Consider the following 25,255-nt stretch of genomic DNA (forward strand, 5'->3'; position numbering starts at 1 on the left):
GGTCAGTAATGATATGCATGGGGTGAAACCCTCGTGTTTTTCAGCTTCACTCGCGGGTTTCATCCGCTCTGCGACGCGACCAGCAACCGCTGCTCTATTATTTGCCGCAGTATTTTTTTGCTGACTTTGCCCACGCCGGTTTTGGGGAAGGCATCGGCAAACTCGATCCGGTCGGGGATTTTATAAGCGGCGATGCCTAGTTTTCGCAGATAGGCATTCAGCTCCACTGCACGCAGGCTGGCATCGCGCCGAATCACAAAGGCGCAGCTTTTTTCACCCAGAAAAGCATCCGGCATGGCCACAATCGCCACGTCGGCCACGCCCTGATGAGCCAGCAGCAGATGCTCTACTTCTTCAGCAGATATTTTTTCGCCGCCACGGTTAATCTGATCTTTAGCCCGGCCTTCCACCACCAGATAGCCCTCAGCGGTTTGCCTGACTAAATCACCGGTACGGTAAAAACCATCGGCTGTGAAGCTGCGGGCATTGTGTTCGGCAGCGCGATAATAGCCATGAATGGTGTAAGGGCCACGCGTCAGCAAATGCCCCACTTCTCCTGCGGGCAAGGGCTGATCTTCATCGTCCACCACGCAGATTTCATCGTCTGGCGAGATCGGCCTGCCCTGGGTGTGCAAAACCAGCGCATCGCTATCGTCATAGCGCGTGTAATTAACAAGGCCCTCGGCCATGCCAAACACCTGCTGCAAGGTGCAGCCCAGCTCACGCACCAGGCGTGCAGCCATTTCGCTGTTAAAACGAGCGCCCCCCACCTGCACGACTTTCAGGCTGGATAAATCCGGCTTCAGGCTTGCTGCCGCATCCAGCCACACCGGCACCAAAGGCGGCACCAGAGCCGTGACAGAAACACGCTCTGCGGCAATCAGCGGAAAAACATGATCGGGGCTGGAGTTGTTGCTCAGCACCACGGTGCCGCCCGCATAAAAAACGCCCAGGGAGCCGGGCGAGCTCAGCGCAAAATTATGCCCGGCGGGCAATACGCAGAGATAAACGCTCTCCGGGCTAAGCTGGCAGATTTCTGCGCTGCCCCGCAGGCTGTAAATATAATCATCGTGGGTGCGCGGAATCAGCTTTGGTGTTCCTGTGCTGCCGCCTGAAAGCTGAAAGAATGCAACATCTGAAGCCTCTGGCGGTGCAGGCAGTGTGCCGTCAGGCAAATCATGCAAGGCCGTAAATGGCCCGGCATCACCCAGCACCAAAACATGCTGCAAGCCTGGCGACACGGCTTTTACTTCACTGGCCAGATTGCGGTAATCAAAGCCGCCATGCTGACCGGCGATGATATAAGCCACGGCTTCGGCATGCTGGCAAAAATAGCTGATCTCTAATTTGCGATGCGCTGGCAGTGCAAAGACCGGCAAAGCACCCATCCTGAACAGGGCAAAAATCACCGCAAAAAACTCGGCACAATTTGGCAGCTGCACCACCACCCTGTCTTTTGGCCCTATGCCCAGGGCACTAAACCCCCTGGCTAAGCGATCCGCCTCTGCGGCCAGATCACGGTAGCGCCAGCGGGTTTGCCCGCTTACTACGGCCAGCCGCTCACCATATTGCTCTGCCCGCTCGTCCAGCAAAGCACTAAAGGTTTGACCACGCCAATAGCCCTTGCGGCGATATTCCCCGGCCAAAGCTTCTGGCCATGGCGTGCAATGCTTTAAAAAATCACTCATCACACAGCCCCTGCGTGAACAAGGCCCATGGCATTCAGCATGGTGCGAAACTTTGCTGACGTTTCTGCCAGCTCACTTTGCGGAGAGGAATCGGCCACGATGCCGGCCCCGGCAAACAGACGCAGCGATTTACCCGCAACTTCAGCGCAGCGTATCGTTACAATCCACTCACCATCGCCATTGGCATCGCACCAGCCCAGCATGCCGGTATAAAAGCCGCGATCAAACGGCTCGATCTGTGCAATTAAATCCCGGGCATTCTGATTGGGGTGGCCGCACACGGCGGGCGTAGGATGCAGGGCTGAAGCCAGCATCAGCGATGTGGTTTCTTCATCAATCAGCTCACCGCTGATTTCTGTGGATAAGTGCCACATGGTTTCGGTATGCATTAAGACCGGCTGCTCCGGCACATTCAGCGTGCGGCAAAATGGCCGCAAACCGGCCGCAACGGCATTCACCACAACCGCATGCTCGTGTAAATCTTTTGCCGACTGAAGCAGCGCTTCGCCGCGCTCGCGATCAATTTTAGGATCAGGGCTGCGGGCGGCCGAGCCTGCCAGCGGATTAGAAAACACCTGGCTGCCTTTTTTACGCAGCAAAAGCTCGGGACTGGCCCCGATCAAAATACGTGGCGGAGCTTCTGCCTGCCCGGAAAGATTCACAGCAAAGGTATAGCCATGGGCATTACGCTGAGCCAGCGTGACCAGTAATTTGGGGATATCCACTGCTTGCTCAGCAGCCAGATCCAATGCGCGCGCCAGCACCACTTTGTCTAAATCTTTATTCTGTAAATGCTGTACGGCCAGCGCTACACCATCGGCATAAGCTTGCGGTTCTGGCAGGGGTGTGATGGAGCAAGGCACGGCCTGCGGCTTAGGCTGGGCAAGACTTTGCGGTAAAGGACCTGCCCGCAGTACGCTGCGGGGGATGCTCAGGCAGGCAGATTTTCTGCCATCAAAAGGAATCGCCCCCACCACCACCGGATCAAGATGCCCTGTGGCTTTGGCCTGCTTCAGTGCAAGGGCTACAGCCTGATTAAGTGCATCTAAACTATTGGCCGCGGGAACCGTGGCATAGTGGCCCTGAGCCAGCAACGTTTGCCTGGAGCTGGCAAAAAACATCGCTGAATCTGTTTGATAACCCGACAGCAAATATTGAGCCTGTGTACGCAATTCGCCACGGAATAGATCATTCATCAGATGAGCTCCTCTTTATAAAAGTGGAATAGGCAAAGTTAAATAAAGCCAGCCGCAGCCGCCCTGAGTGGCAGGCACTGACGCCAGCTGATCCCCATCCGCCAAAATCACTCCCCGCAGCTGCAAGCACGGAAAAGCAAGCTTGAACAAGGCCAGTGCCAGGCTCACAGCTTACTTTTGATGAATATAACTCTTAAACGATAATGAGAATGGGTATCGTTACTAAAGTATGCCACGCTCAATCAAAATTGCACAAGATTAATGTAAGGGCACAATCAGCAAACAGGAGAAAAAGTGGGGAATAATGAGAAGTAACAGACGAAAAAAAGCTGGCCCCAAATTAGAGCCAGCTTTTTAAAAAACAATCAATCAGCCTAAGAGCAGCGCATCGTCGTCGATTTTCTCGCCACGGTTTTTTTCAAACATGGCCAGCAAATCGCCCACTTCCATGGTGTGGCGCTTATCTCCTGCCACATCCAGCACCACCTGCCCCTGATGCAGCATGACGGTGCGATGGCCGTGATCCAGCGCCTGGCGCATGGAGTGCGTTACCATCAGCGCGGTTAAGTTGTTTTCTTTAACAATGCGATCGGTCAGCTGCAACACAAAAGCCGCAGTTTTAGGATCCAGCGCTGCGGTGTGCTCATCCAGCAGCAGCAAACGCGATGGCTGCAAAGAAGCCATTAACAGGCTGACCGCCTGCCTTTGCCCGCCGGAGAGCAAATCCATCCTGTCGCCAAGACGGTTTTCCAGCCCCAGCTCTAAGGTAGCCAGCTTGTCGCGGAAAATGGCCCGCTGCTCGTTTTTAACCGCCCGGCCAAAGCCGCGCTTTTTACCGCGCTGCCAGGCCAAAGCCATGTTTTCTTCGATGCTCAGCCCTTCACAGGTGCCAGCCATCGGGTCCTGAAACACCCTGGCCACCATGCCAGCGCGCTGCCATGCAGAAAGCCGGGTCACATCCTGCCCGTCGATATGAATGCTGCCGCTGTCCATTTGCAGATCGCCGGAAATCGCATTTAGAAAAGTCGATTTGCCCGCGCCATTGCTGCCGATCACGGTAATAAACTGGCCGGATTCAATGGTGAGCGATAAACCCTTTAAAACCAGATTTTCAATCGGTGTGCCGGGGTTAAAGGTCTTATATAAATCACGGACTTCCATCATGACCGTTTCCCCTTTTTACGAAACACCCTGGCTTTAACTTTAGGCAGCACCAGGGCAAAGCCCACCAGCACGGCGGTAATTAAGTTTAAATCCTGTGCCTTCAGGCCAATAAAATCAGCATTCAGCGCCAGAGCAATCAGCAGGCGGTAAAGCAAAGCGCCCAGCACGGTAGCCAGCGTAATCACCCACAAATTACGCGATGGTAAGAGTGTTTCGCCAATAATCACCGCAGCAAGGCCCACCACAATCGTGCCCACCCCCATCGATACATCTGCCCCGCCCTGCGTTTGCACATAGAGCGCACCAGCAAAGGCAATCAGCGCGTTAGAGAGCGCCATCCCAATCAGAATCATCCGATCTGTTGCTATGCCCTGCGCCCGCGCCATACGGGGGTTGGCCCCGGTGGCCCGCATCGCCAGCCCGGCCTGCGAAGCAAAAAAGAAATCCATACCCAGCTTGGCCAGCACAATAATCACCGCCAGCACTGCGGGTTGCACCAGCCAGCCTCTTTCCAGCTGTTCGCCAATAAATGGAGTAAATACAGATGGAGCGCCAATCAGCGGCAGATTCGGCGCGCCCATAATGCGCAAATTGACCGAATAAAGGCCAATCATCACCAGAATACTGGCCAGCAGCTGCAAGATATTCAGCCGCACATTCAGCCATGCCGTCAGCCAGCCCGAAGCGGCCCCGGCCAGCACCGCCATGGCACAGGCAAACCAGGGATCATGCCCGCCGGAAATTAAAGTGGCCGCCACCGCTCCGCCAAGGGGAAAGCTGCCATCGGCAGTTAAATCAGGGAAATTAAGCAGGCGAAAAGAAATCAGCACCCCAAGCGCCACCAGCGCAAAGATCAAACCAATTTCCAATGCGCCCATCAGGGCAATGGGAGTCATAAGTATTCCAGGGGGTGAATATCAAAAACATTCGCAAAAGGTCTGCAGACACGGAAATAAATGAGAACACAGAGGAAAATAAAGTTTTGGCCTTGTCTTTCTCTGTGTGCTTCGTACCCTCTGAATATTCTGTGTCTGCAGACCTTTTTTTGATTAATACAGAAGGGCTTACTTCACCACTTCTTTAGCTTCTTTTAGCAGTGCAGCAGACAGCGTTACGCCTTGTTTCCTGGCTGCACCGGCATTCACCATCAGCTCTTGCTTAGCGCCCACTTCAGGCGCGATATCACCTGCTTTTTCGCCTTTCAGAATACGCACCACCATCTTGCCGGTTTGGCGGCCCAGGTCGTAGTAACTCATGCCCATGGCTGCAATTGCGCCGCGTTTCACCAGGCTGGCATCACCCGAGATCAAAGGAATCTGCGCTTGTTGTGCCACACCCACTAATGATTCGTAGCTGGACACCACGTTATTGTCGGTATTGGTGTAAATCGCATCCACCTTACCCACTAAGCTTTTAGCTGCAGTCGAGATATCCACCGTGCGTGCTGCCGGTGCTTCTACCAGCGTCATGCCACGTTTAGCCAATTCGGTTTTTAATTCTTTAGCCACGATCGTGGAATTCACTTCACCCGGGCTATACACCATGCCGATACGCTTGGCCGTGGGTTTTACTTTAAGGATTAAATCAATTTGCGGGGATAACTGCAGCATATCGGATACGCCGGTTACATTATCGTTGCCTGTTTTCCAGCTTTTCACCAGCTTAGCCGCCACCGGATCGGTTACCGCCGTAAACACCACCGGAATTGTGCGCGTTGCAGCCACCACGGCCTGCGCGCTTGGTGTGGCAATCGCCACGATCACATCGGGCTGATCACCCACAAACTTGCGTGCAATTTGCGCAGCAGTGGCGGTATTGCCCTGTGCACTTTGAAATTGATACTTAATTTGCTTACCCGGCTCAAAACCTGCTGCTTTTAATTCGTCTTCTACCCCTTTACGCGCAGCATCGAGCGCAGGGTGATCAACAATCGCGGTTACAGCCACCGATTTCATTTCTGCAGCGCCCGCTGTACATGACAAACTAACAAGTGCGGCCAAAAGAGCAGGTTTAAATAATTTAAGCATCTGACAAATCCTTATTTCAAAGTGATTTTGAAGCTTTGAGGGAAAGAAGATCGCGACTTTTTAATGGAATAGATAAGCTGATTCGCCCACCTTAAACAATCGTTTTATTTTTTCAATTAAATGACAAGCAAATAGCCGGAACCCGGCTTTAGCCTGCAAATCATCCTGAATAAAATACCGGCAGGATAAAGGCAATAAAGGATCGTTGCGTCAAAGATAATAGAGGGAAGTCTGCACAAGATACAAAACGGGGATATCCCTAATAGAGGGTGTTATCTCTGATATAAATTCATATACACAGAGGCAAAACAAGCTGTGGATAACTTTGTGGGTAAGATATCAATTCACCCCTGATTAAGGGGATTTAAATCAATAAATCTGCTGAGTAAAACAGGCGTAAAACAGGGCAAGACCCAAGCCAGATACCACTTGACGGGCAATAAGAAGAAGAGAAACCGTGTTTAAAAAAACCAGCCCTAAGCACAGCGAAGCCTGTGTGTAAAGCCCTGATACGCGCATTGATATGCCGCAAAAAAACAGCACTTAATGTGCCTGCAGCAGTACAAGATTTAATAAGTTATAAAGAATTATCAGGTCATGCAGAAAGTTGCCTATCAGCCTAGTTCACAAAAATGACATTTTCCAGCCATATTTATACAGAATAAGCTTGTAAGCTGAGGAACGGTAAAATGCCTTTTCTGCCGCTGTTTCCTGCCTGATTCAGTTGATTTTCAAAAAAACAAAGGCAGAAAACCTTACGATTTTCTGCCTTTATTTTCAGAGCATTAGCCGGGATCAGCTGCAGGCTGACAGTGGATAACTATTAATCCTTACACCGCACTAAGATTAAAGCACGTAGCGCGCCAAATCTTCATCCGCTGCAACACCACCTAATTTGCTGCTCACAAAATCTGCATCCACCACAATCTTGCCGCTTTTTGCATCAAAGGAGATTTCCTCCAGCAAGCGCTCCATCACGGTGTATAAACGACGCGCGCCGATATTCTCAGTGCTTTCATTCACCTGCCAGGCAATTTCGGCCATGCGCTTCACGCCTGCATCAGTGAAATCCAGTTCTACGCCTTCTGTGGCAAGCAAGGCTTGATATTGCTTCACAAGGCAGGCATCGGTGCCAGTAAGAATGCTGGCAAAATCCCCCACGGTCAGCGAATTAAGCTCTACCCGAATCGGGAAGCGCCCTTGCAGCTCAGGAATTAAATCTGAAGGCTTGGCTAAGTGGAATGCACCGCTGGCAATAAACAGAATATGGTCGGTTTTAACCATGCCATATTTAGTAGTGACCGTTGTGCCCTCCACCAGCGGCAGTAAATCACGCTGCACGCCCTGGCGGCTGACTTCACCGCTGCCCGCTTCTGCCCGGCTGGTGACCTTGTCTATCTCATCAATAAACACAATGCCGTTTTGCTCAACCGCTTGCAGCGCTTCGGTTTTAGCATCTTCTTCATTAACCAGCTTGCCCGCTTCTTCCTCGGTTAAAAGCTTCATCGCCTCAGCCACTTTCAGCTTTTGCGATTTCTTTTTATCTGAGAACGCGCCTTTAAACATTTGCTGAATCTGGCTGGAGAAGTCTTCCATTCCCGGCGGGCTCATCACCTCCATCGTTGGCACTGCGGCTGCCACTTCGATTTCAATTTCTTTATCGTCAAACTTGCCTTCACGCAGCATCTTGCGGAATTTCTGACGGGTATCCGATTCATCGTTGCCACCTGGCGGCAGGAGCACATCTAAAACACGATCTTCAGCAGCATCGGCAGCACGATGGCGATTGCGGCTGATGGCTTTATCCCGCACCTGCTTGACGGCAACCTCAACCAGATCACGAATAATGCTGTCTACATCTTTACCGACATAACCCACTTCGGTGAATTTAGTCGCCTCTACCTTAATGAAGGGTGCGTCAGATAATTTGGCCAGACGGCGGGCAATTTCAGTTTTACCCACGCCAGTTGGCCCAATCATCAAAATATTCTTAGGTGTGATTTCACTGCGCAGGGGCTCTGCCACCTGCTGCCTGCGCCAACGATTACGCAGCGCAATCGCTACCGATTTCTTGGCGGCAGCCTGGCCAACAATATGCTTATCCAGCTCGTGAACGATTTCCTGCGGAGTCATTTGGCTCATGATTAATCCTTAACAAAATATATCCAGCAGATGGCGGCGCACAGAATAAATTTAAAGTCTGAGCAACAGATATTTCATCTTTTCACGGCTTTATTACGTTCTAAGATAAATGCATGGAAGATTTACAAAATAATGCTCACACACACAGATAAGTTCTACACTAGCTATATACGGGCCTTACACAGAGAGAAATATGAGTAATAGCGCGGATGAAGATTGGCTGGACGAAGACAGCAGCGATGAATCAAACAGCCATCAGCATGATTGCTGGACGATTCTGGTTGTAGATGATGAACCTGATATTCATCATGTCACAAGGCTGGCGCTCGCTAATATCGAATTTTTAGGCAAGCGCCTGGAAATTTTATCCTGCTACTCGGGGGCGGAAAGCCTTGCGCTGCTCAGCACCCGCCACGATATCGCCCTGGTATTACTTGATGTGGTGATGGAGCAGGAAGATTCCGGCCTGCAAGTGGCCCATGCCATTCGCGAAACGCTGGGCAATCATCAGATTCGTATTATTTTGCGCACTGGCCAGCCCGGCGTTGCACCAGAGCGGCGGGTGATTGAAAGCTACGATATTAATGATTACAAAGCCAAAACCGAGCTGACCCGCGATAAACTTTATACCGCCATTCTGGGTACTTTGCGCTCGTATAAAGACATTATGCTGCTTGAGCATCAGCGCCAGATGCTCGCAGCCAACCGCCGTGGCTTAATTAAAGTCATTGAAGCTTCAGCAAGCATTTTTAAACAACAATCTATTCAGCAATTTGCTCAGGGCGTACTGGAGCAACTGCAATCCCTGCTCTTTTTTGAACAAGAAGCGCTTTATATCATTGTGCAGGGAGGCATAGCAGCGCTCTCACAAGACGGGGCCATTCAAGTTATGTATGCCACCGGTGGCTATGAGCCGCTTTGTGGCAGACCACTGGAGCTGAATGAGCGGCTGCGCTTTGATGAATCCATCAAAAAAGCCATGCAGGAAGAAAAAAGCATTTACGCTGCAGATCACTTTATCGGTTTTTTCCATACCGAGCGTGGCCCTGTCAATTTGCTGATCATTGACGGGCCAGTGGCTTTATCCAACCCGGATAAAGAGTTGATAGAGCTGTTTTGCCGCAATGTCAGCATCGCATTTGAAAACCTGATGATGAATAAAGAAATTCAATCGCTGCGCGATGTTGAATAAAACGCTGAGAAAATACGCTGAATGAATCAGGCATCCTTAGGCTGCTTGCCTTGCATCACCGGCACAGGCCAGCGGACTAAGCATATTTAAACCCTCACAGGGGATAACACGGCCTCCTCCCCGGCTTTTGCAGCTAAGCCACATTGGAGTACCCACGTAAATCTGCCTGATTTTCAGCGTGTCTCATCTTCAAAGCCCCAATTTACCGTTTTCAACGGTAGAATCATCCATTCCCTCTCACCAACCCGTAGCATGCTATGTCGAAAGATTATCTGGAAAGTATTATCAAAGCCCGTGTCTACGACGTGGCCATTGAATCCCCGCTTGAATTTGCCCCCAATCTATCGCGCCGCATTGGCAATAAAGTGCTGTTTAAGCGCGAAGATATGCAGCCCGTGTTTTCGTTCAAAATTCGTGGCGCGTATAACAAGATGTCCAAGCTAAGCCATGCCGAGCTGGAGCGTGGCGTCGTTGCGGCATCAGCAGGCAACCATGCCCAAGGCGTAGCAATGGCCGCCCAGCATTTAAAATGCCGTGCCACCATTGTGATGCCAACCACCGCTCCGCGCATTAAAGTTGACGCCGTCACCCGCCGTGGCGCAGAAGCGGTCTTGGTGGGAGACTCTTACTCTGATTGCTATCAGCACGCACTTAATTTATCCGAGCAAACCGGCGCTACCCTGATTCACCCCTTTGATGATCCCGATGTGATTGCCGGGCAAGGCACGGTAGCAATGGAGATTTTGCGCCAGTACCCCGATCATATCGACGCGATTTTTATTCCGGTAGGTGGTGGTGGCCTGTTGGCAGGGATGGCGGCGTATATCAAACGCCTGCGCCCGGAAATTAAAATCATTGGGGTTGAGCCAACCGATGCCAATGCCATGTATCTGAGCCTGAAGCTGGGCGAGCGCATTACCCTGCCGCAGGTCGGCATTTTTGCTGACGGCGTAGCGGTAAAACAGGTGGGAGAAGAAACCTTCCGCCTGTGTAAAGATTTTGTCGACGACATCATTCTGGTCGATACCGACGCCATGTGCGCGGCGATTAAAGATGTATTCGAAGATAATCGCTCGATTCTGGAGCCTGCCGGCGCACTGGCCATTGCTGGCCTGAAAGCCTGGGCAGCGCGTGAGGGCAAGCAAGACGCCACTCTGATCGCCGTAGCCTCCGGCGCAAATATGAATTTCGACCGCCTGCGTTATATTGCCGAGCAAGCCGAAATGGGTGAGCAGCGCGAAGCGATTGTGGCCGTTACGATTCCGGAGCAGCGCGGCTCTTTCCGCGCATTCTGTAAGCTGATCGGCGCACGCAATATCACCGAATTTAACTACCGCTATTCCACCGCCAGCGAAGCTCATGTGTTTGTAGGCTTATCGATTCAAAATCGCAGCGAAGTAGTCGATCTGATCAGCGACTTAGCTGCAGCAAAAATCGCTGCGGTCGATCTGACCGATAATGAACTGGCCAAGCTGCATATTCGTCATTTGGTCGGCGGCAAAGCGCCTAATGTCTGCAACGAGCGCCTGATGCGCTTCGAGTTTCCGGAGCGACCCGGTGCCCTGCTTAACTTCCTGGATGGGATGAATGGCGAGTGGAATATCAGCCTCTTCCACTACCGCAATCATGGTGCAGATTACGGCCGAATTCTGGTCGGCATTCAAGTACCTGAGCAAGACAACGATGCATTTAAAGCCTTTGTGGATAAACTGGGCTATATGCATTGGGATGAAAGCGATAATCCTGCGTATAACTTATTCCTGAGCGCATAAAAAAAGGCCGTCATTCAATGACGGCCTTTTTACTTACTCATTCAAACCATTACAGCAGATTACGCGCAGCTTCAATCACGATATCTACTGCAGTGTGTTCTGCAAGCTTCATGGCTTCAGCATCCGGGATTTCCTGCTGAGTGCGGTTCACGATTACACCCGCTACCATCCCTGCACGCCAGCCTTGGGTGGCGCACATAGTCAGCAGAGTGGCGGATTCCATTTCGTAATTCATCACGCCCATCGCCTGCCATTCTTTCATCGAGCCTTGCATGCTGCTCACTACACGGCCGCTGCATGTATCGTAACGCTCCTGGCCAGGGTAGAAAGTATCTGATGAAGCAGTCACACCGATATGCAGTGGTTTACCGGCTTTTTTAGCCGCATTTACCAGCGCAGTCGTACAGTCAAAATCGGCCACGGCTGGGAAGCTCATCGGGGCGAAGTGCAAGCTTGCACCGTCCAGACGCACCGAACCGGTGGTTACCAGCACATCGCCTACATTGATATGCGATTGAATTGCACCGGTTGTACCCACGCGCAGAAAGGTATTGATCCCCAGCTGAGCCAGCTCTTCTACCGCAATCGAAGTAGACGGGCCACCGATACCTGTCGAGCAAATCACAATCGGCTTGCCATTCAGCTCGGCAAGGTAGGTGGTGAATTCACGATGGCTGGCCAGTAACTTGGCATTGCCCATTTTTTCAGCAATACGCTGCACACGGGCAGGATCACCCGGCACAATCGCAAGCGTTGCACCAGCTAAATCGCTTTTAGCGAGACCTAAATGGAAAACTTCAGATTTAGACATGAGAGTCCTTCAATTTACGATGTATTTGTAGAGCGGATTCAAACCGCTCTGCGGTTTTGATTTTTAAAGCGCGGGAGTCTCATTTGGGTCAAGATAGAAAGCACCCGGCAGCAGATCGCCTGCGGTGGTGATTTCCATATCTTCTTTCATATTACCCAAGATCACCGGCAACGCAGGTGTACCAATTTCGATCATCACCTGACGGCAGGCGCCACAAGGCGCGATCGGGCCAGGGGTATCACCCACAACGGCAATGGCCGAGAAATCACCTGGCCTGTAGCCATTGGCAATGGCGCTAAACAGCACCGTGCGCTCTGCACAATTACACAAGCCATAAGACGCGTTTTCTACATTGCAGCCGTGGAACACACGGCCATCTTTAGTAATCAGCGCTGCGCCAACCAGAAAACGGGAATACGGTGCGTAGGCCGAAGTACGGGCGATACGGGCCTGATCGAGTAATTCTTTTGCGTCGAGTTCTTCACGTGTCATGACTTACTCCAGAAAAGCTTTCCCAACCGGGAAAGAAGAAAGGTTGAACCAGTTAGCCAGGCTCTGGCCAACGTCTGCGAAAGATTCGCGAATACCAATGCTGCCAGCCGGAACGCACTTGCCATAAACCAACACAGGCACATGCTCACGCGTGTGCTCAGTGCCCGGCCAGGTTGGATCGCAGCCGTGATCGGCCGAGATAATCAGGATATCGTCGTCTTTAAGCAGGGCCAGCATTTCTGGCAGGCGCTTATCGAATAATTCCAGACCGCGGGCGTAGCCCGCCACATCGCGGCGGTGGCCAAATTTCTCATCGAAATCAACAAAATTGGTCATCACAATGCTGTTGTCCGGAGCTTCTTCCGTGGCTTTCAGCGTGGCATCCCACAGTGCGGTTAAGCCGCTGGCTTTAATGCCTTTGCTAATGCCGCAATGCGCATAAATATCAGCGATTTTACCGATAGAAACCACCGTGCCGCCTGCATCGGTCAGCTTTTCCAAGACTGTTTTAGCTGGCGGAGCAACAGCGTAATCATGACGATTGCCGGTACGGGCGTAAGTGGCTGCGGTTTCGCCATTAAACGGGCGGGCAATCACGCGGCAAATATTGTAGGGCAGCATTTCTTCATGTGCTATCTGGCACAACTCATAGAGTTTTTCCAGGCCAAAGCTGTCTTCGTGCGCCGCAATCTGGAATACCGAATCGGCCGAGGTATAAAAAATCGGCTTACCTGTGGCGCGGTGCTCATCACCCAGCCTGGCAATAATATCGGTGCCCGAAGCGTGGCAATTACCCAGATAACCAGGCAGGCCAGCACGTTTTACCAGGGTTTCCAGCAGCTCTGGCGGGAAAGTATCGGTTTTCTTAGTGAAATAGCCCCAGTCAAACAAGACCGGCACACCTGCTAATTCCCAGTGCCCTGACGGCGTGTCTTTACCAGAGGAAATCTCAAAAGCTGCGCCATAGGCGGCAGTGGGCTTGATCGTGGCGGATAAACCAGCAGGCACTTTGCCACTGGCCAGACCACAAGCCAGCCCGAGGCCTAATTGCTCCAGATTCGGAATTTTCAGCGGGCCGCTGCGATCAATATCAGCCTCACCCTTAAAACAGCGCTCTGCAATATGGCCGAGGGTATTGGAGCCAACATCACCAAACTTATCTGCATCGGGTGCAGCGCCTACGCCAAGTGAATCCATAATCAGGAAGATGGCACGCATGGGATACTCCTTAAGCCTGTGAAGCTTTTAAATCAATAAATAATAGGATGGCTGGCAACGGCAACTACGCCGTATGTAAACGCAGCCTGTATTTCTTGCACCGCCAGCTCTGCCGCCTGTGCGTTTTGTGCATGCACAACCGCCAATGGCTCACCTGCCCTGATTTGCTGGCCTAAGCCGGCAATTTGGGTAATACCTACAGCGTAATCGAGTGCATCACCCGGCTTACGGCGGCCACCACCCAGGCTGACTACGGCCATGCCCAGCGCTCGGGTATCTATAGCCACAATAAAACCATTTTGCGCCGCTGGCACCGCAATTTGTAGCGCGGCCTGTGGCAGATATTGCTCTGGCTTTTCAATAAAATCAGCCGGCCCGCCAAGGCTGGCGATCATACGGCCAAATATTTCCGCTGCACGGCCACTATTCAGGGCCGCCATGAGTTTGCTTTCTGCTTCGGCCACATTGGCGGCCAATTTACCCAGCACCAGCATTTCGCTGCACAGCGCCATCGTGACCCGATGCAAGCGCGCGGGGCGATGTTTGCCGCTTAAATAATCCAGCGCACAACGCACTTCAATGGCATTGCCCGCACATGGGGCAAGTGGCTCGTTCATATCGGTGAGCAGCGCTGCGGTGGGCAGGCCTGCGCCATTACCAACCTCAACAATACTGGTCGCCAGCTCACGAGAAGCAGCCAGATCAGGCATAAATGCGCCGCTGCCTACTTTGACATCCATCACCAGCGCATCCAGCCCTGCCGATAATTTTTTCGACAAAATCGAGCCGGTAATCATGGCCACCGATTCCACCGTGGCCGTCACATCGCGAATCGCGTAGAGCCGTTTATCCGCAGGGGCTAAATCACCGGTCTGGCCGATGATCGCCACGCCCACTTCACGCACCGTTTTGCGAAATAGCTCAGTGCTTGGCTCGGTGTTGTAGCCAGGAATCGCGTCAAATTTATCCAGCGTGCCGCCGGTGTGGCCCAGGCCACGGCCGGAAATCATCGGCACAAAGCCACCACAAGCCGCAATCATTGGCCCAAGCAACAAGGAAACCAGATCGCCCACGCCGCCGGTTGAATGTTTATCCAGCACCGGGCCGGATAAATCCAGGCTGCGCCAGTCTAAAACCTGGCCCGAATCACGCATGGCCAAAGTCAGCGCCACACGCTCATCCAGCTCCATACCTTTAAAGTAAACTGCCATCGCCAAGGCCGCGATCTGCCCTTCAGAAATACTCTGATCGCTGATCCCACGCACAAAAAAACGAATCTCATCACCACTTAAAACTTCGCCATTGCGCTTTTTACGGATGATTTCCTGGGGCAGAAACATATAAACCTCTTTGAAACAACTCACATTCTGTAGAGCGGGGAAAACCCGCCACATCCATCAATACGCCGATTTAGCCGTTGCACCTGCATCGTGCCCCAGGGTGGTCAGCAGGCTGCCCATCAGGCTGGATGCGCCAAAACGGAAAGTTGCAGCTTGTGCCCAGTCCGGCCCCATGATGCGGTCAGCAATGGCCAGATATTCCAGCGCATCTTGTGCTGTGCGCACGCCGCCTGCGGCCTTAAAACCAACCGCTTTGCCGCTGTCTTTAATCGCCTGAATCATAATTTCAGCCGCTTCCTGCGTAGCGTTCACCGGTACTTTACCTGTGGAGGTCTTAATAAAATGCGCGCCTGCGGCAATAGAAATCTCACTGGCTTTACGAATCAGCTCAGGCGTTTTTAGCTCGCCACTTTCGATAATTACTTTCAGAATCTTATCGCCAACCGCAGCGCGGCTTTGTGCCACTACATCAAAGCCAACCTGCTCATCCCCTGCCATCAGCGCACGCCATGGGAACACCACATCCACTTCATCTGCGCCATTGGCGATGGCAGCGGCGGTTTCAGCAGCTGCTTGGGCCGGTGTTGGCTCGCCCTTAGGGAAGTTGGTTACGGTCGCCACCGGAATATTCAAACCGTGAGCGGCCAGTGCCGCTTTGGCAGTGGGTACAAACTGCGCGTAAACACAGAGCGCAGCAGGATTACCAACCGGAGTTTTAGCTGATGCAGCCAGTGCTTCAATCGAAGCCACGGTGTCAGTATCGTTTAACGCAGTTAAATCCATTAAATGCAAACCACGCAGGGCTGCGGCACAGAGTTGATTTTGAGTTGCCATGATTTTTCCTTTTACAAAATATTTGAGCGGTTCGCTTCAAAGATGAAGCTTGATCTTGATCTGAGCATGTTGGCTTAGCTGGTTTATCTGGCAAAACGGCCAGCAACCCAGCTAAACCAAACTACCCACCAGGCTCTGTTGACTTGTATTTCACAAGGGAACAAATCAACAGAGCCTGCTTTAAAACTTAAGCCATGCTGATAAACAAGCCAGCAATCGTTGCGCTCATCAGATTAGACAGCGTTGCAGCAGCCACTACGCGCAAGCCATAACGGCTTACTTCGGAACGGCGCTCTGGCGCTACTGAGCCAAAACCACCTGCCAGAATGGCAATCGAGGAGAAGTTGGCAAAGCCGCACAGAGCAAAAGACAGAATCGCCAGTGTTTTAGCATCCAGTACTTGCAAGCCTGCGGCCGAAACAGCAGCAGCATCTTTAAGGTATGGAGCCAAGCCCACAAAGGCCACAAATTCGTTCAGAATCATTTTCTGGCCAAGGAAATTACCCGCCAGAGTGGCATGTTCCCAAGGCACGCCAATCAAATAAGCCAATGGCGAGAAGATCCAGCCCAGAATCAGTTCCAGGTTATATTCAGGATGACCAAACAAGCCGCCCACACCTGCAACCAAACCGTTAACCAGTGCAATCAGGCCAATAAACGCCAGCAACATCGCGCCAACATTCAGAGCAATCTTCAGCCCTACCGATGCACCTGCAGCACCCGCTTCGATCAGATTAGCCGGGCGCTCATCGTCAAAAGTCAGGTCTTTAATTTCTACTGTGCTCTCTTCAGTGCTTGGGCAAATAATTTTGGCAAATAACAAGCCGCCAGGAATCGCCATAAAGGAAGCGGCAATCAGGTATTCCATACGCACGCCAAGGCCTGCGTAACCCGCTAATACCGAGCCGGCAATCGCAGCCATACCACTGGACATCACCGCAAACAGCTCAGGGCCGCTCATGGTTTTCATAAATGGCTTAACCACCGCAGGCATTTCGCTCTGGCCGAGGAAAATAGTCGTCACAGCAGAAAAAGATTCCAGCTTGCTCACACCCAAGAGCTTTTGGAAGATCGTGCCTAAAATCGTCACAATCCAGCGCATTACACCAAGGTAATACAGCACAGAAATAAACGAAGTCATAAAAATAATCATCGGTAACACACGGAATGCAAACACAAATCCGCCGTTGCCAAATACCTCAAACATTTTTTTATCGACTAAGCCGCCGAATAAAAATGAGATACCATGATTGCCGTATTCCAATACATGATTCACTGCATTAGCCACATTCAGTAAAATATCTTTACCCAATGGAATAAACAGCACAATTGCACCAATAGAAACCTGGGTTAATAGTGCAGCAATAATGATGCGTGGTTTAATTGCTTTTCGGTTCATTGAGATTGCAAAAGCAATCAATAACAGAACAGCGATACCTATTAAGCTGCGTCCAACTTCAAACATCTTCGTCTCCTGAAATTTCACATACCGCTTTAATATTTGCGTGCGCTGCGGCTTGTTTTTTACGGGTTTTCACTCAGCCTGCAATATAGGCCTGGTAATATTTGAAGAAATAAGGTGTTTCACTTATGTGTCGGCCACTTAAAAACGTAATGAATGTTTAGCAAATCCGTACATGTAAGCGAAATACCCTGATTTCAAAAAAAGCGGCACATATTAATGCTTTTCAGGCAAAAAAAACTAAATTTACCTGCCAATCATCAGAAATTATTCATTTTATTTGTTTTATATTTTCTAATGACGTAAGAAACTGCATTTACTGTTTTATTTGAGAGAAATCAAAAAAGGCGCAAGCTGTAAAGCCTGCGCCTTTTCTGGCGATTAATTACCACATACTTTTAATCGAATAAAATGGCAACAGGCCATTTATACTCAATAAAAAAAATAATATTTTTATCCATCAGCGATTATTCTTAACCCATTCAAGCCAGGGCTTAAATAAGGACGGGCAACGCGCAGCCACAACCGATCTTTGCCAAATATGATCCTGCCAGTAATTATCATGATGAATACTTGCAATTTGCCCGCCGGACTCCAGCAAGATCAAAACCCCTGCCGCGTAATCCCATAGCTTTTGCGAACCATGCAACATTAAATCTGTGCGCCCTGCCGCCAGCCAGCACCAGTCTATAGTCGAAGAGCCATAATTGCGCAGGCTGCTGAATGGGGCCACGCTAACCACCCGTGCAGGCAAGCGCCCGCCTAAATACTTAGGCTCCACGGCGGCTACGGCCTCACACAACGATTTAGGCACTTCCTGACGCAGCGGTAAAGTGCGCCCGTTCATCCACGCCCCATACCCTGCCGCAGCCGAAAAGCATTCATCCAGGGCGGGCACATAAACCACACCCAGCACTGGCCGGCCCTTGCGGAATAAGGCAATCGACACCGAAAAATGCGGCAAGCCGTGTACAAAATTAGTTGTGCCATCAATTGGATCAACAATCCACAGGCCATCTTCATGATCTGCCCACAGGGCTTTTTGCTCGGCCACGCTCATTTCTTCGCCCAACACCGGGCAATTCACAATCTTAGGGAGCTCACGCTGCAATGCAGCTTGCGATGCCATATCCGCCTCGGTAAAGAGGCTGCCATCATGTTTACGGCTGGACGCCACCTGCTGAAAGCGCGGCATAATTTCATCAGCCGCTACACGGCGGGCCAAAGCAACTAAATCGGATAAACGCTCAAAATCGCTCACAGCTCTCTCCCATATTTACCCCTCATTGTAAGGCCCCAGGCCCAATTTGTTGCATCTGCACATAAAAAATATCAAGGAAATCCTGTAGAGATCGCACGCATAAAAAAACCGCTCACCCGAAACCGGGGAGCGGTTTTTTGCGCAGATTAGTTATGCAGCTTGCGCTACAGAATTAATATGCCCACTTCCAGTTTTTAACTTCTGGCATATCGTCGCCGTGTTCTGCGATGTACTGGCTGTGTTCTACCAGTTTGTCCGACAGTTTCTGACGTACATGTGCGCCGATCTTTTGCAATGCAGGTACACGATCAATCACATCAATGGCCAGGTTAAAGCGATCCAGCTTGTTCACTACTACCATATCAAACGGTGTAGAAGTTGAGCCTTCTTCGATATAACCACGCGCATGGATATTGCTGTGACCATTGCGGCGGTATGTCAGACGGTGAATCAGCCATGGGTAGCCGTGGAAAGCAAACATCACTGGTTTATCTGCGGTGAATATGGAATCAAATTCACGGTCAGACAAGCCATGTGAGTGCTCTTCTTCTGGCTGCAGTGTCATCAGATCGCACACGTTCACAAAGCGGATTTTCAGATCAGGGAAGTGCTGGCGCAGCAAATCAGTTGCAGCCAATGCTTCCATGGTCGGTACTTCACCCGCGCAAGCCATGACTACATCTGGCTCACCTCCCTGGTCATTCGAAGCCCAGTCCCAGATCCCCAGACCCTTGGTGCAATGGGTGATGGCTTGATCCATAGTCAGGTATTGCAGCGCTGGCTGCTTACCGGCTACCACGACGTTTACATAGTGACGGCTGCGTAATACATGATCAGTTACGCTGAGCAGGGTGTTGGCATCTGCTGGCAGGTAAACGCGGATCACTTCGGCGCGTTTGTTGATCACATGATCAAGGAAGCCCGGATCCTGGTGTGAGAAGCCATTGTGGTCCTGACGCCATACGTGCGATGTCAGCAGGTAGTTCAGCGATGGCAAAGGTTTGCGCCAGTTGATGGTACGTGTTGTTTTCAGCCATTTTGCGTGCTGGTTAAACATCGAATCAATCACGTGGATAAACGCTTCGTAGCAGCTGAAGAAGCCGTGACGACCGGTCAGGTTGTACGCTTCCAGCCAGCCCTGGCATGTATGCTCAGACAAGATTTCCATTACACGGCCATCTTGCGCCAGGTAATCATTGGTTTTATCTGCTTCAAGGTAGTCAGCAAACCAGGTTTTACCCGATACATCGAATACATCGTTCCAGCGGTTGGATGCAGTTTCATCCGGCCCGAAGATACGGAAGTTCTTTTGCTCTTCGTTCTCGTCCATTACATCGCGCAGGAATTTACCCATCACGCGAGTGGCTTCGGCGTTTACAGTACCTGGCTTATCGAATGTAACCGCGTATTTGCGGAAATCCGGCATGCGCAGATCTTTAGATTCCTGGCCATGTACTACTGGATTAGAACCCATGCGCAATGCGCCTTCTGGTGCTAATTCAGCCAGCTCTGCCTTGAACGAGCCATCGGCATTGAATAGCTCTTCCGGACGATAGCTCTTCATCCAGTTTTCTAAGTTATGGACGTTTTCTTCATCGATATCAGAGAACGGCACCTGATGGCTGCGCCAGTAATCTTCAACTTTCTTGCCCTTAATTTCCTTAGGACCAGTCCAGCCTTTAGGCGTACGCATCACAATCATTGGATAGCGCGGGCGGGTAATTGGCTGGCCGGCATCCATTTCTGCCTGTGCCTTAGCACGAATCGCATCCAGCTCGGCCATACACAGATCCATGGTCGCAGCCATTTTTTGGTGGATCTCAGTAAATGACTCGTCTTTTTCATTAAATGTTTCGGTTTTCAGCTCAACAAAGTGAGGCTTATAACCAAAACCTTCAAACATCTTGGTGATTTCTTCATGGCTGATACGTGACAGCAAGGTTGGGTTAGCAATCTTGTAGCCATTCAGATGCAGAATAGGCAGAACAAAACCGTCATTCACAGGGTGCAGATATTTATTGGAGTGCCATGATGCAGCCAGCGGGCCGGTTTCAGCCTCACCATCACCCACAACAGCGATAACAGTTTGGTTTGGATTATCAAAAGCAGCACCAAAAGCATGTGAAAGCGAATAACCCAACTCGCCGCCTTCGTGCATCGAACCCGGAGTTTCCGGTGCTACGTGCGAAGGAATACCGCGTGGGAAGGAGAATTGCTTAAACAGACGTTGCATACCGGCAGTCGTGCGGTCGATATGTGGATAGAATTCTTCGTAGCTGCCTTCCAGATAAGTATTTGCAACCAGACCAGGGCCGCCATGGCCAGGACCAGTGATATAAATCATCGGGCTTTTGCGTTCTTTAATTACGCGATTAGCATGAACATAAATAAAATTCAGACCAGGCGTAGTTCCCCAGTGGCCCAACAGACGAGGCTTGATGTGTGCAAACTTCAGTTGCTCTGTAAGAAGCGGATTATCTAACAAATAAATTTGACCAACTGAGAGGTAGTTAGCCGCACGCCAGTAAGCGTGCATTTTGTTGATTTGTGCATGAGATAGCTGTTGAGTCACGGAACACCTCGTTGAGAGTTGCTAATCAGTAAATCGTTAAGAATTTCATCTGTTGAAACTACTGTACATGATTGCTATTTAAGGCTGTATGACAAAAATCAAATCTGCCAGAGGTCGAACACAATAAGTTTTTCACCTTATACAAGACCTTCTTCAGGCTGTTTTGTTCCTAGAATGATCCTGAGCAGCAAATAATACCAAATCATAATGAGTTATTATCACCCATCATCCTGAGTACAAAACAGGATTAATTCAACGGCGAAAAAAATAACGCTTTATTTTATAACAAATATTATTCTTAGCAAGTTTTCCCTCAAGCTATGGTTTTACAAAAAAACGCGCGTATTTTTTTAAAAAACTATCTTGTTAAAATTAATATTAATTGCATATTTATATGTATCTATCAGATATATTATTCTGCATATTGCAAGGCTGAGGTGCAAAACAGCGTTATTTTTCATCCGGCATTCAAAGCTAAACCATTGTAATTTGAAATATTAAGCTGCCCCGCACACATGAAACGGTACTTTATACATCTGCGTAATGATTACGTCCTGATTTTACAAGAAAACCCGCCAGCCTGAGACGACTCTGCCAGCTTCATACCTTACTTGCTCTTTGTCTATTGCTCCGGTAACTTGCCGACATAATGTAAGACTAAAGTAATAGAGCTTGGATGCCTGCTGCGCACTGCACTAGCTAAGCAGGCCTGTGCACTCAGATTATATATACGAAATTTTTAGCACGATTGTGCCTGCCCCTTTTTACTATCTTCAACTGGAGCAACAGATGAGTTTACCCATGGCAAAAGAGCAGGATAAAGTTCGCCTGATCTTACAAAAACAAAATGTACCGCCAGGCTTTAAAATAAACATGAAATTATTTGCTGATGTAAGTGGCTCATTTAAAGATGAATTTACAAAAAAGCTTCCTGGCGGCGGCTATATTGTTGATCCATTTTTTACGGCAGCGCTTGCAATCGCAGGGGTAATAGATCCTGACCGCAATATCCAAATTATTGGTTTTTCAGACCGTGCTTTAGATACCGGCGATTATTCAGTTGATACTGAAACAGAAATCCGCTCCGATTTTTTAAACAGAGCCAAGCCTATTTTATGGGGCTCAACCGACTATGCCAAAGCGCTGGAAGCACTGCTAAAAAGTAAAGCCATGGAGCAAACGCTGGGGGGCATGCTCAAAGGCTTGTTTGGTTTTGGTAAAAAAACCCCTGCAGAAAAGAAAGAAGCATTCTTAGTATTATTTGTTTCAGATGGCGAAGATATGGGGTCTGCTCCGAACTTTATTTCTCAATTAAAAGAACTCGCCAAAATTGGTACTTTTGTCGTATTAATTGGTGCAAACTCTGATAAAAAGGTAAAGTTTAATTTAATGCAAAAAGCGGCGAATGAAGTTGAAGGATGTACATTCCACCGCTTAACTGAATTAGCAAATCTCTCTACCGATCAGCTTTACGACCGTATTTTTGATACAGAATTCAAACGCTGGTTTGAGCAATTATCAGCAGAATATAAAGGCTGAGCCAGATACTTAAGTGTTGCAAAATAGCTGATTAAAATTCAATAAAACCCAGTAAGGATAGAAGATGCTCCCAATGACAAAAGGCGGTAGCTTGCCGCTCACTAAAAACAACGCTCCACTACAAGAAGTGCGCCTTGAGCTGTCCTGGTCCCCGCCCAAAAACACCAGCAAAGGCAGCTATGATTTGGATGCCAGCTGCTTTCCGCTTAACAGCACAGGTGGCGGCCCCTTAGGGAAAATCACCGAAGTTGATCATATTTGCTACTGGGGCCAGCAAAAAACCCCTTCAATGGAACACCTGGCCGGGGACGATCGTACCGGTGATGGCGATGGCCCCGACGAAGTCATCCTGATTCACTTTAATGCCCTGCCCGGCAATTGCGATTTAATCGCCATTGTTGGCACCATAGATAAAGCGATTGAGCGCGGGCAAAGCTTTGCCGAAGTAGCCGATGCAAAAATGCAAATCTTCAATAATAAAAGCAATGAATTACTGGCCGAAGCGAAACTGGCGTCACTGGATGCAGGATCTACCGGCTGCTTATTTGCAAGCATTCGTAAAAAAGATCAGGTATGGACAGTAGAAAACGTCAGCCAGGGCTATCCAGGTAAAGAATTGCCTGATTTCTTCCAATTATTTGGTTATCAAGGCTGATTATGTCCGGCTATCGCGATTTATTTGGTGCTCCTGCAGCCCCAATGCGCGATCTGTTTGGGGAGCCAGAAGCTCCTCAAACAGCCCCTGCAAGCGAAAATCTGGCAGATCTGTTTGCCGGCCAGACAAGCCCTGCCAGGCCGGATGAAATCAAAGCAGACAAAGCACTCACCACCGCACCTAAAACAATTGCCAGCACCGAAGGCGTTAATCTGCGCTATGCAGAATTAATTAAAGCCAGCGAGCAGCTGATGCATCGTGTCATCGACCTTACTCAGTCGGTTAAGAGTCGTGAAAATCTGTTAAATACCATCTTTACTGAAGCAAAGCGTCAGGCGGATGATCTGCAGGCAGCCATCAATCCCAAACGCAGTTTATTGTTTGGAAAAAAGGCCCCGGATAAGACTCATGCACACGCATTAATCGATCAATTGCAATTATTTATGCGGCAGGAATTAAAGCCGGATTTATTTTTACAAAATGATATTGATGAATTACTGCGCCAGACTGATTACCTGGATCGTTTGGCTGATGTTTTAAAAACAGACGCTCTGCAGGTACTGGCCCCGGAAGATCAGCTGCTCAGCCGCATCATGACTCAGGCTCATATTTTATCCCTGCAAGCCGCATCCACACGGCAGCTCACAGCCCAACTGGACGAACAGCTGCTTGATATTGAAAATTGGCGGGGCCACTTTCTGTCTCTGCTGGTTGTCGAGATTCAGCAAAAACTCTGAGGATCACCATGTCGCAATACAAAGACTTATTTGGCAGCCCATCACCCGGCCCAAGCCCGCTGCCCGTCGATCTGAATCAGGCCGCTGATGCGCCGCTGAGCGTTATCCAGCCTGCCCAAGCAGCTGATCCGGCAGCTGATCCTGCCCTGGTAGCACAAATACGCCAGCTGGGCAGTGAGCAGCTCGAAGAAATCGGCAACAGGCAAACGCAGCAATTGGTTCAGTTATCTGATCAGCTGCTGGCCAAAACACGCGCCAGCGATACCGGCGACTTTGGCCGCGGCATGAATGATGTGCTCAAACTGATGACCACCGTGCACTACGATCAGCTTGGCGAGCCCAGCGGCCTGAACGGGCTGGTCAACCGCCTGAAGCGCACACTGAACGTCGCAAAAGTAGATGTAGTGCAGGCTTTTGACAGCGCAAAAGGGCAAATCGACAAGATTTGCAACGATATGCGAAATCGCCTGCGCGTCATGGAAACTGACAACCAGTGGCTGAGCAACGCTTATGAAGCCAATCTGGCCGATATGCGCGCGCTGGAGCAAATCCTGCCCGCCATCGGCGTTGTACTGGCCGAAGAGCAGCAAAAGCTGGCTGCTCTTGATCCAAATGACCCGATGCAGGTAGCAGGACAAAGACAAAGGGTAGATCGCCTGACACGCAGGGCTGAAACCATAGAACTGCAAATCCATCAGGCAAAATTGCGCGCATTTCAAATCAAGGGATTAGAAGACGCAAACCGCGGGATTACCGATGATTTTCGCTCTTTGCTGGAAAACGCGATTCCGGCATGGGGTACCGATATCAGTATGGGTTTGCTCAGCCTGCGCCAGAAAGCCAATTTAGAAATCAGTAACCGCGTTAAAGACCAAATTCAGTCGTCCATGAAGCGCGCAGCAGATCAAATACACGACAATGTAATTGGTGCAGAAACCGCTTTGCAAAGGCAGGCTGTGGATATCAGCACACTGCAGCACGTGCAGGATAAAACAATTGATATGATCAGGCAGAAAATACAATTAGCAGAACAGCGCGGCCAGCAAAGGGCCAAAACCACGCAAGAAATTGCGCGGATGGATGCGGAGCTTAAACAAACATTAAAGCAATAAAGCCGGAAACAGGCTGAAAATGACAAGGAAATAAAAAAGGC

General features: G+C 50.1%; 20 protein-coding genes. 6 read left to right on the forward strand and 14 right to left on the reverse strand.

The genetic code is table 11. The features are described from left to right. Positions 1-59: 59 nt before the first annotated feature. The 6 genes from HA050_RS12835 to hslU form a co-directional block, all read right to left on the reverse strand. The gene (locus HA050_RS12835) at positions 60-1,688 is read right to left on the reverse strand and encodes a (2,3-dihydroxybenzoyl)adenylate synthase (RefSeq protein ID WP_166826720.1); all 1,629 of its coding nucleotides are present in this window, start codon (positions 1,686-1,688) and stop codon (positions 60-62) included. After that, the gene (gene dhbC, locus HA050_RS12840) at positions 1,688-2,884 is read right to left on the reverse strand and encodes an isochorismate synthase DhbC (protein WP_166826722.1); all 1,197 of its coding nucleotides are present in this window, start codon (positions 2,882-2,884) and stop codon (positions 1,688-1,690) included. Before dhbC ends, HA050_RS12835 begins: the two co-directional genes overlap by 1 nt. 369 nt (positions 2,885-3,253) lie before the next feature. Then, positions 3,254-4,048, reverse strand: a complete 795-nt coding sequence (locus HA050_RS12845; RefSeq protein ID WP_099396562.1) for an ABC transporter ATP-binding protein — start codon at positions 4,046-4,048, stop codon at positions 3,254-3,256. After that, a complete protein-coding gene (locus tag HA050_RS12850; RefSeq protein WP_166826725.1) occupies positions 4,045-4,944 on the reverse strand; it encodes an ABC transporter permease in 900 nt (299 codons plus the stop codon). The genes HA050_RS12845 and HA050_RS12850 overlap by 4 nt, the downstream gene beginning before the upstream one ends. 168 nt (positions 4,945-5,112) lie before the next feature. Beyond that, on the reverse strand, positions 5,113-6,075 hold the full coding sequence (locus HA050_RS12855) for an ABC transporter substrate-binding protein (protein ID WP_166826753.1): 963 nt from the start codon (positions 6,073-6,075) through the stop codon (positions 5,113-5,115). 846 nt (positions 6,076-6,921) lie between these two features. Continuing rightward, positions 6,922-8,217, reverse strand: coding sequence for an ATP-dependent protease ATPase subunit HslU (gene hslU / locus HA050_RS12860; protein ID WP_180273504.1), 1,296 nt, complete (start codon positions 8,215-8,217; stop codon positions 6,922-6,924). 193 nt (positions 8,218-8,410) lie between these two features. Between hslU and HA050_RS12865 the strand changes: the two genes are divergently transcribed. Together HA050_RS12865 and ilvA are read left to right on the forward strand one after the other, a co-directional pair. Beyond that, positions 8,411-9,409 carry a DUF3369 domain-containing protein gene (locus HA050_RS12865; RefSeq protein ID WP_166826756.1) on the forward strand — a complete coding sequence of 333 codons (999 nt, stop codon included), beginning with the start codon at positions 8,411-8,413 and terminating at the stop codon, positions 9,407-9,409. Between the two features lie 257 nt (positions 9,410-9,666). Beyond that, positions 9,667-11,181 carry a threonine ammonia-lyase, biosynthetic gene (gene ilvA / locus HA050_RS12870; RefSeq protein WP_166826759.1) on the forward strand — a complete coding sequence of 505 codons (1,515 nt, stop codon included), beginning with the start codon at positions 9,667-9,669 and terminating at the stop codon, positions 11,179-11,181. A gap of 49 nt (positions 11,182-11,230) precedes the next feature. Here the strand turns inward: ilvA and udp are convergent, their stop codons facing one another. The 8 genes from udp to HA050_RS12910 all read right to left on the reverse strand — a co-directional run bounded on the left by udp (position 11,231) and on the right by HA050_RS12910 (position 21,171). Next, positions 11,231-11,992, reverse strand: a complete 762-nt coding sequence (udp, locus tag HA050_RS12875; RefSeq protein WP_166826762.1) for a uridine phosphorylase — start codon at positions 11,990-11,992, stop codon at positions 11,231-11,233. A 63-nt stretch (positions 11,993-12,055) separates the two neighbouring features. Next, positions 12,056-12,484 carry a cytidine deaminase gene (locus tag HA050_RS12880; protein ID WP_099396569.1) on the reverse strand — a complete coding sequence of 143 codons (429 nt, stop codon included), beginning with the start codon at positions 12,482-12,484 and terminating at the stop codon, positions 12,056-12,058. 3 nt (positions 12,485-12,487) lie between these two features. Continuing rightward, on the reverse strand, positions 12,488-13,702 hold the full coding sequence (locus HA050_RS12885; protein ID WP_166826764.1) for a phosphopentomutase: 1,215 nt from the start codon (positions 13,700-13,702) through the stop codon (positions 12,488-12,490). Positions 13,703-13,734: 32 nt separating this feature from the next. Next, positions 13,735-15,042 carry a thymidine phosphorylase gene (gene deoA / locus HA050_RS12890; RefSeq protein ID WP_166826767.1) on the reverse strand — a complete coding sequence of 436 codons (1,308 nt, stop codon included), beginning with the start codon at positions 15,040-15,042 and terminating at the stop codon, positions 13,735-13,737. Between the two features lie 57 nt (positions 15,043-15,099). Beyond that, positions 15,100-15,876: a deoxyribose-phosphate aldolase gene (gene deoC, locus HA050_RS12895; protein WP_166826769.1), complete on the reverse strand. Its 777-nt coding sequence runs from the start codon at positions 15,874-15,876 to the stop codon at positions 15,100-15,102. A gap of 187 nt (positions 15,877-16,063) precedes the next feature. Continuing rightward, positions 16,064-17,341, reverse strand: coding sequence for a NupC/NupG family nucleoside CNT transporter (locus HA050_RS12900; protein ID WP_166826772.1), 1,278 nt, complete (start codon positions 17,339-17,341; stop codon positions 16,064-16,066). A 457-nt stretch (positions 17,342-17,798) separates the two neighbouring features. After that, a complete protein-coding gene (locus HA050_RS12905; protein ID WP_166826773.1) occupies positions 17,799-18,599 on the reverse strand; it encodes an inositol monophosphatase family protein in 801 nt (266 codons plus the stop codon). Positions 18,600-18,771: 172 nt separating this feature from the next. Then, positions 18,772-21,171, reverse strand: a complete 2,400-nt coding sequence (locus tag HA050_RS12910; RefSeq protein WP_308418902.1) for a phosphoketolase family protein — start codon at positions 21,169-21,171, stop codon at positions 18,772-18,774. Between the two features lie 711 nt (positions 21,172-21,882). On the opposite strand from HA050_RS12910, the gene HA050_RS12915 reads away from it, so the two are divergent. From HA050_RS12915 to HA050_RS12930, 4 genes are all read left to right on the forward strand, one after another. After that, positions 21,883-22,710: a VWA domain-containing protein gene (locus HA050_RS12915; RefSeq protein ID WP_166826776.1), complete on the forward strand. Its 828-nt coding sequence runs from the start codon at positions 21,883-21,885 to the stop codon at positions 22,708-22,710. A gap of 64 nt (positions 22,711-22,774) precedes the next feature. Beyond that, complete coding sequence (locus HA050_RS12920) at positions 22,775-23,365, forward strand: TerD family protein (protein WP_166826779.1); 591 nt, start codon at positions 22,775-22,777, stop codon at positions 23,363-23,365. Between the two features lie 2 nt (positions 23,366-23,367). Continuing rightward, the gene (locus HA050_RS12925) at positions 23,368-24,102 is read left to right on the forward strand and encodes a hypothetical protein (protein ID WP_166826782.1); all 735 of its coding nucleotides are present in this window, start codon (positions 23,368-23,370) and stop codon (positions 24,100-24,102) included. An 8-nt stretch (positions 24,103-24,110) separates the two neighbouring features. Next, positions 24,111-25,214: a toxic anion resistance protein gene (locus tag HA050_RS12930; RefSeq protein ID WP_166826784.1), complete on the forward strand. Its 1,104-nt coding sequence runs from the start codon at positions 24,111-24,113 to the stop codon at positions 25,212-25,214. The last annotated feature ends 41 nt before the right edge of the window (positions 25,215-25,255 follow it).

Origin of the sequence: Iodobacter violaceini, assembly GCF_011601265.1 — a bacterium.
GTDB classification, from domain to species: Bacteria; Pseudomonadota; Gammaproteobacteria; order Burkholderiales; family Chitinibacteraceae; genus Iodobacter; species Iodobacter violaceini.

Bases quoted from the DNA above. Each gene is read 5' to 3' on its own strand.
- HA050_RS12835 (WP_166826720.1), bottom strand. From the start codon at position 1,688: ATGAGTGATTTTTTAAAGCATTGCACGCCATGGCCAGAAGCTTTGGCC.
- HA050_RS12900 (WP_166826772.1), bottom strand. From the start codon at position 17,341: ATGTTTGAAGTTGGACGCAGCTTAATAGGTATCGCTGTTCTGTTATTG.
- HA050_RS12925 (WP_166826782.1), top strand. From the start codon at position 23,368: ATGTCCGGCTATCGCGATTTATTTGGTGCTCCTGCAGCCCCAATGCGC.
- deoA (WP_166826767.1), bottom strand. From the start codon at position 15,042: ATGTTTCTGCCCCAGGAAATCATCCGTAAAAAGCGCAATGGCGAAGTT.
- HA050_RS12920 (WP_166826779.1), top strand. From the start codon at position 22,775: ATGCTCCCAATGACAAAAGGCGGTAGCTTGCCGCTCACTAAAAACAAC.
- HA050_RS12845 (WP_099396562.1), bottom strand. From the start codon at position 4,048: ATGATGGAAGTCCGTGATTTATATAAGACCTTTAACCCCGGCACACCG.
- udp (WP_166826762.1), bottom strand. From the start codon at position 11,992: ATGTCTAAATCTGAAGTTTTCCATTTAGGTCTCGCTAAAAGCGATTTA.
- dhbC (WP_166826722.1), bottom strand. From the start codon at position 2,884: ATGAATGATCTATTCCGTGGCGAATTGCGTACACAGGCTCAATATTTG.
- hslU (WP_180273504.1), bottom strand. From the start codon at position 8,217: ATGAGCCAAATGACTCCGCAGGAAATCGTTCACGAGCTGGATAAGCAT.
- HA050_RS12885 (WP_166826764.1), bottom strand. From the start codon at position 13,702: ATGCGTGCCATCTTCCTGATTATGGATTCACTTGGCGTAGGCGCTGCA.
- deoC (WP_166826769.1), bottom strand. From the start codon at position 15,876: ATGGCAACTCAAAATCAACTCTGTGCCGCAGCCCTGCGTGGTTTGCAT.
- HA050_RS12850 (WP_166826725.1), bottom strand. From the start codon at position 4,944: ATGACTCCCATTGCCCTGATGGGCGCATTGGAAATTGGTTTGATCTTT.
- HA050_RS12880 (WP_099396569.1), bottom strand. From the start codon at position 12,484: ATGACACGTGAAGAACTCGACGCAAAAGAATTACTCGATCAGGCCCGT.
- HA050_RS12865 (WP_166826756.1), top strand. From the start codon at position 8,411: ATGAGTAATAGCGCGGATGAAGATTGGCTGGACGAAGACAGCAGCGAT.
- ilvA (WP_166826759.1), top strand. From the start codon at position 9,667: ATGTCGAAAGATTATCTGGAAAGTATTATCAAAGCCCGTGTCTACGAC.
- HA050_RS12930 (WP_166826784.1), top strand. From the start codon at position 24,111: ATGTCGCAATACAAAGACTTATTTGGCAGCCCATCACCCGGCCCAAGC.
- HA050_RS12855 (WP_166826753.1), bottom strand. From the start codon at position 6,075: ATGCTTAAATTATTTAAACCTGCTCTTTTGGCCGCACTTGTTAGTTTG.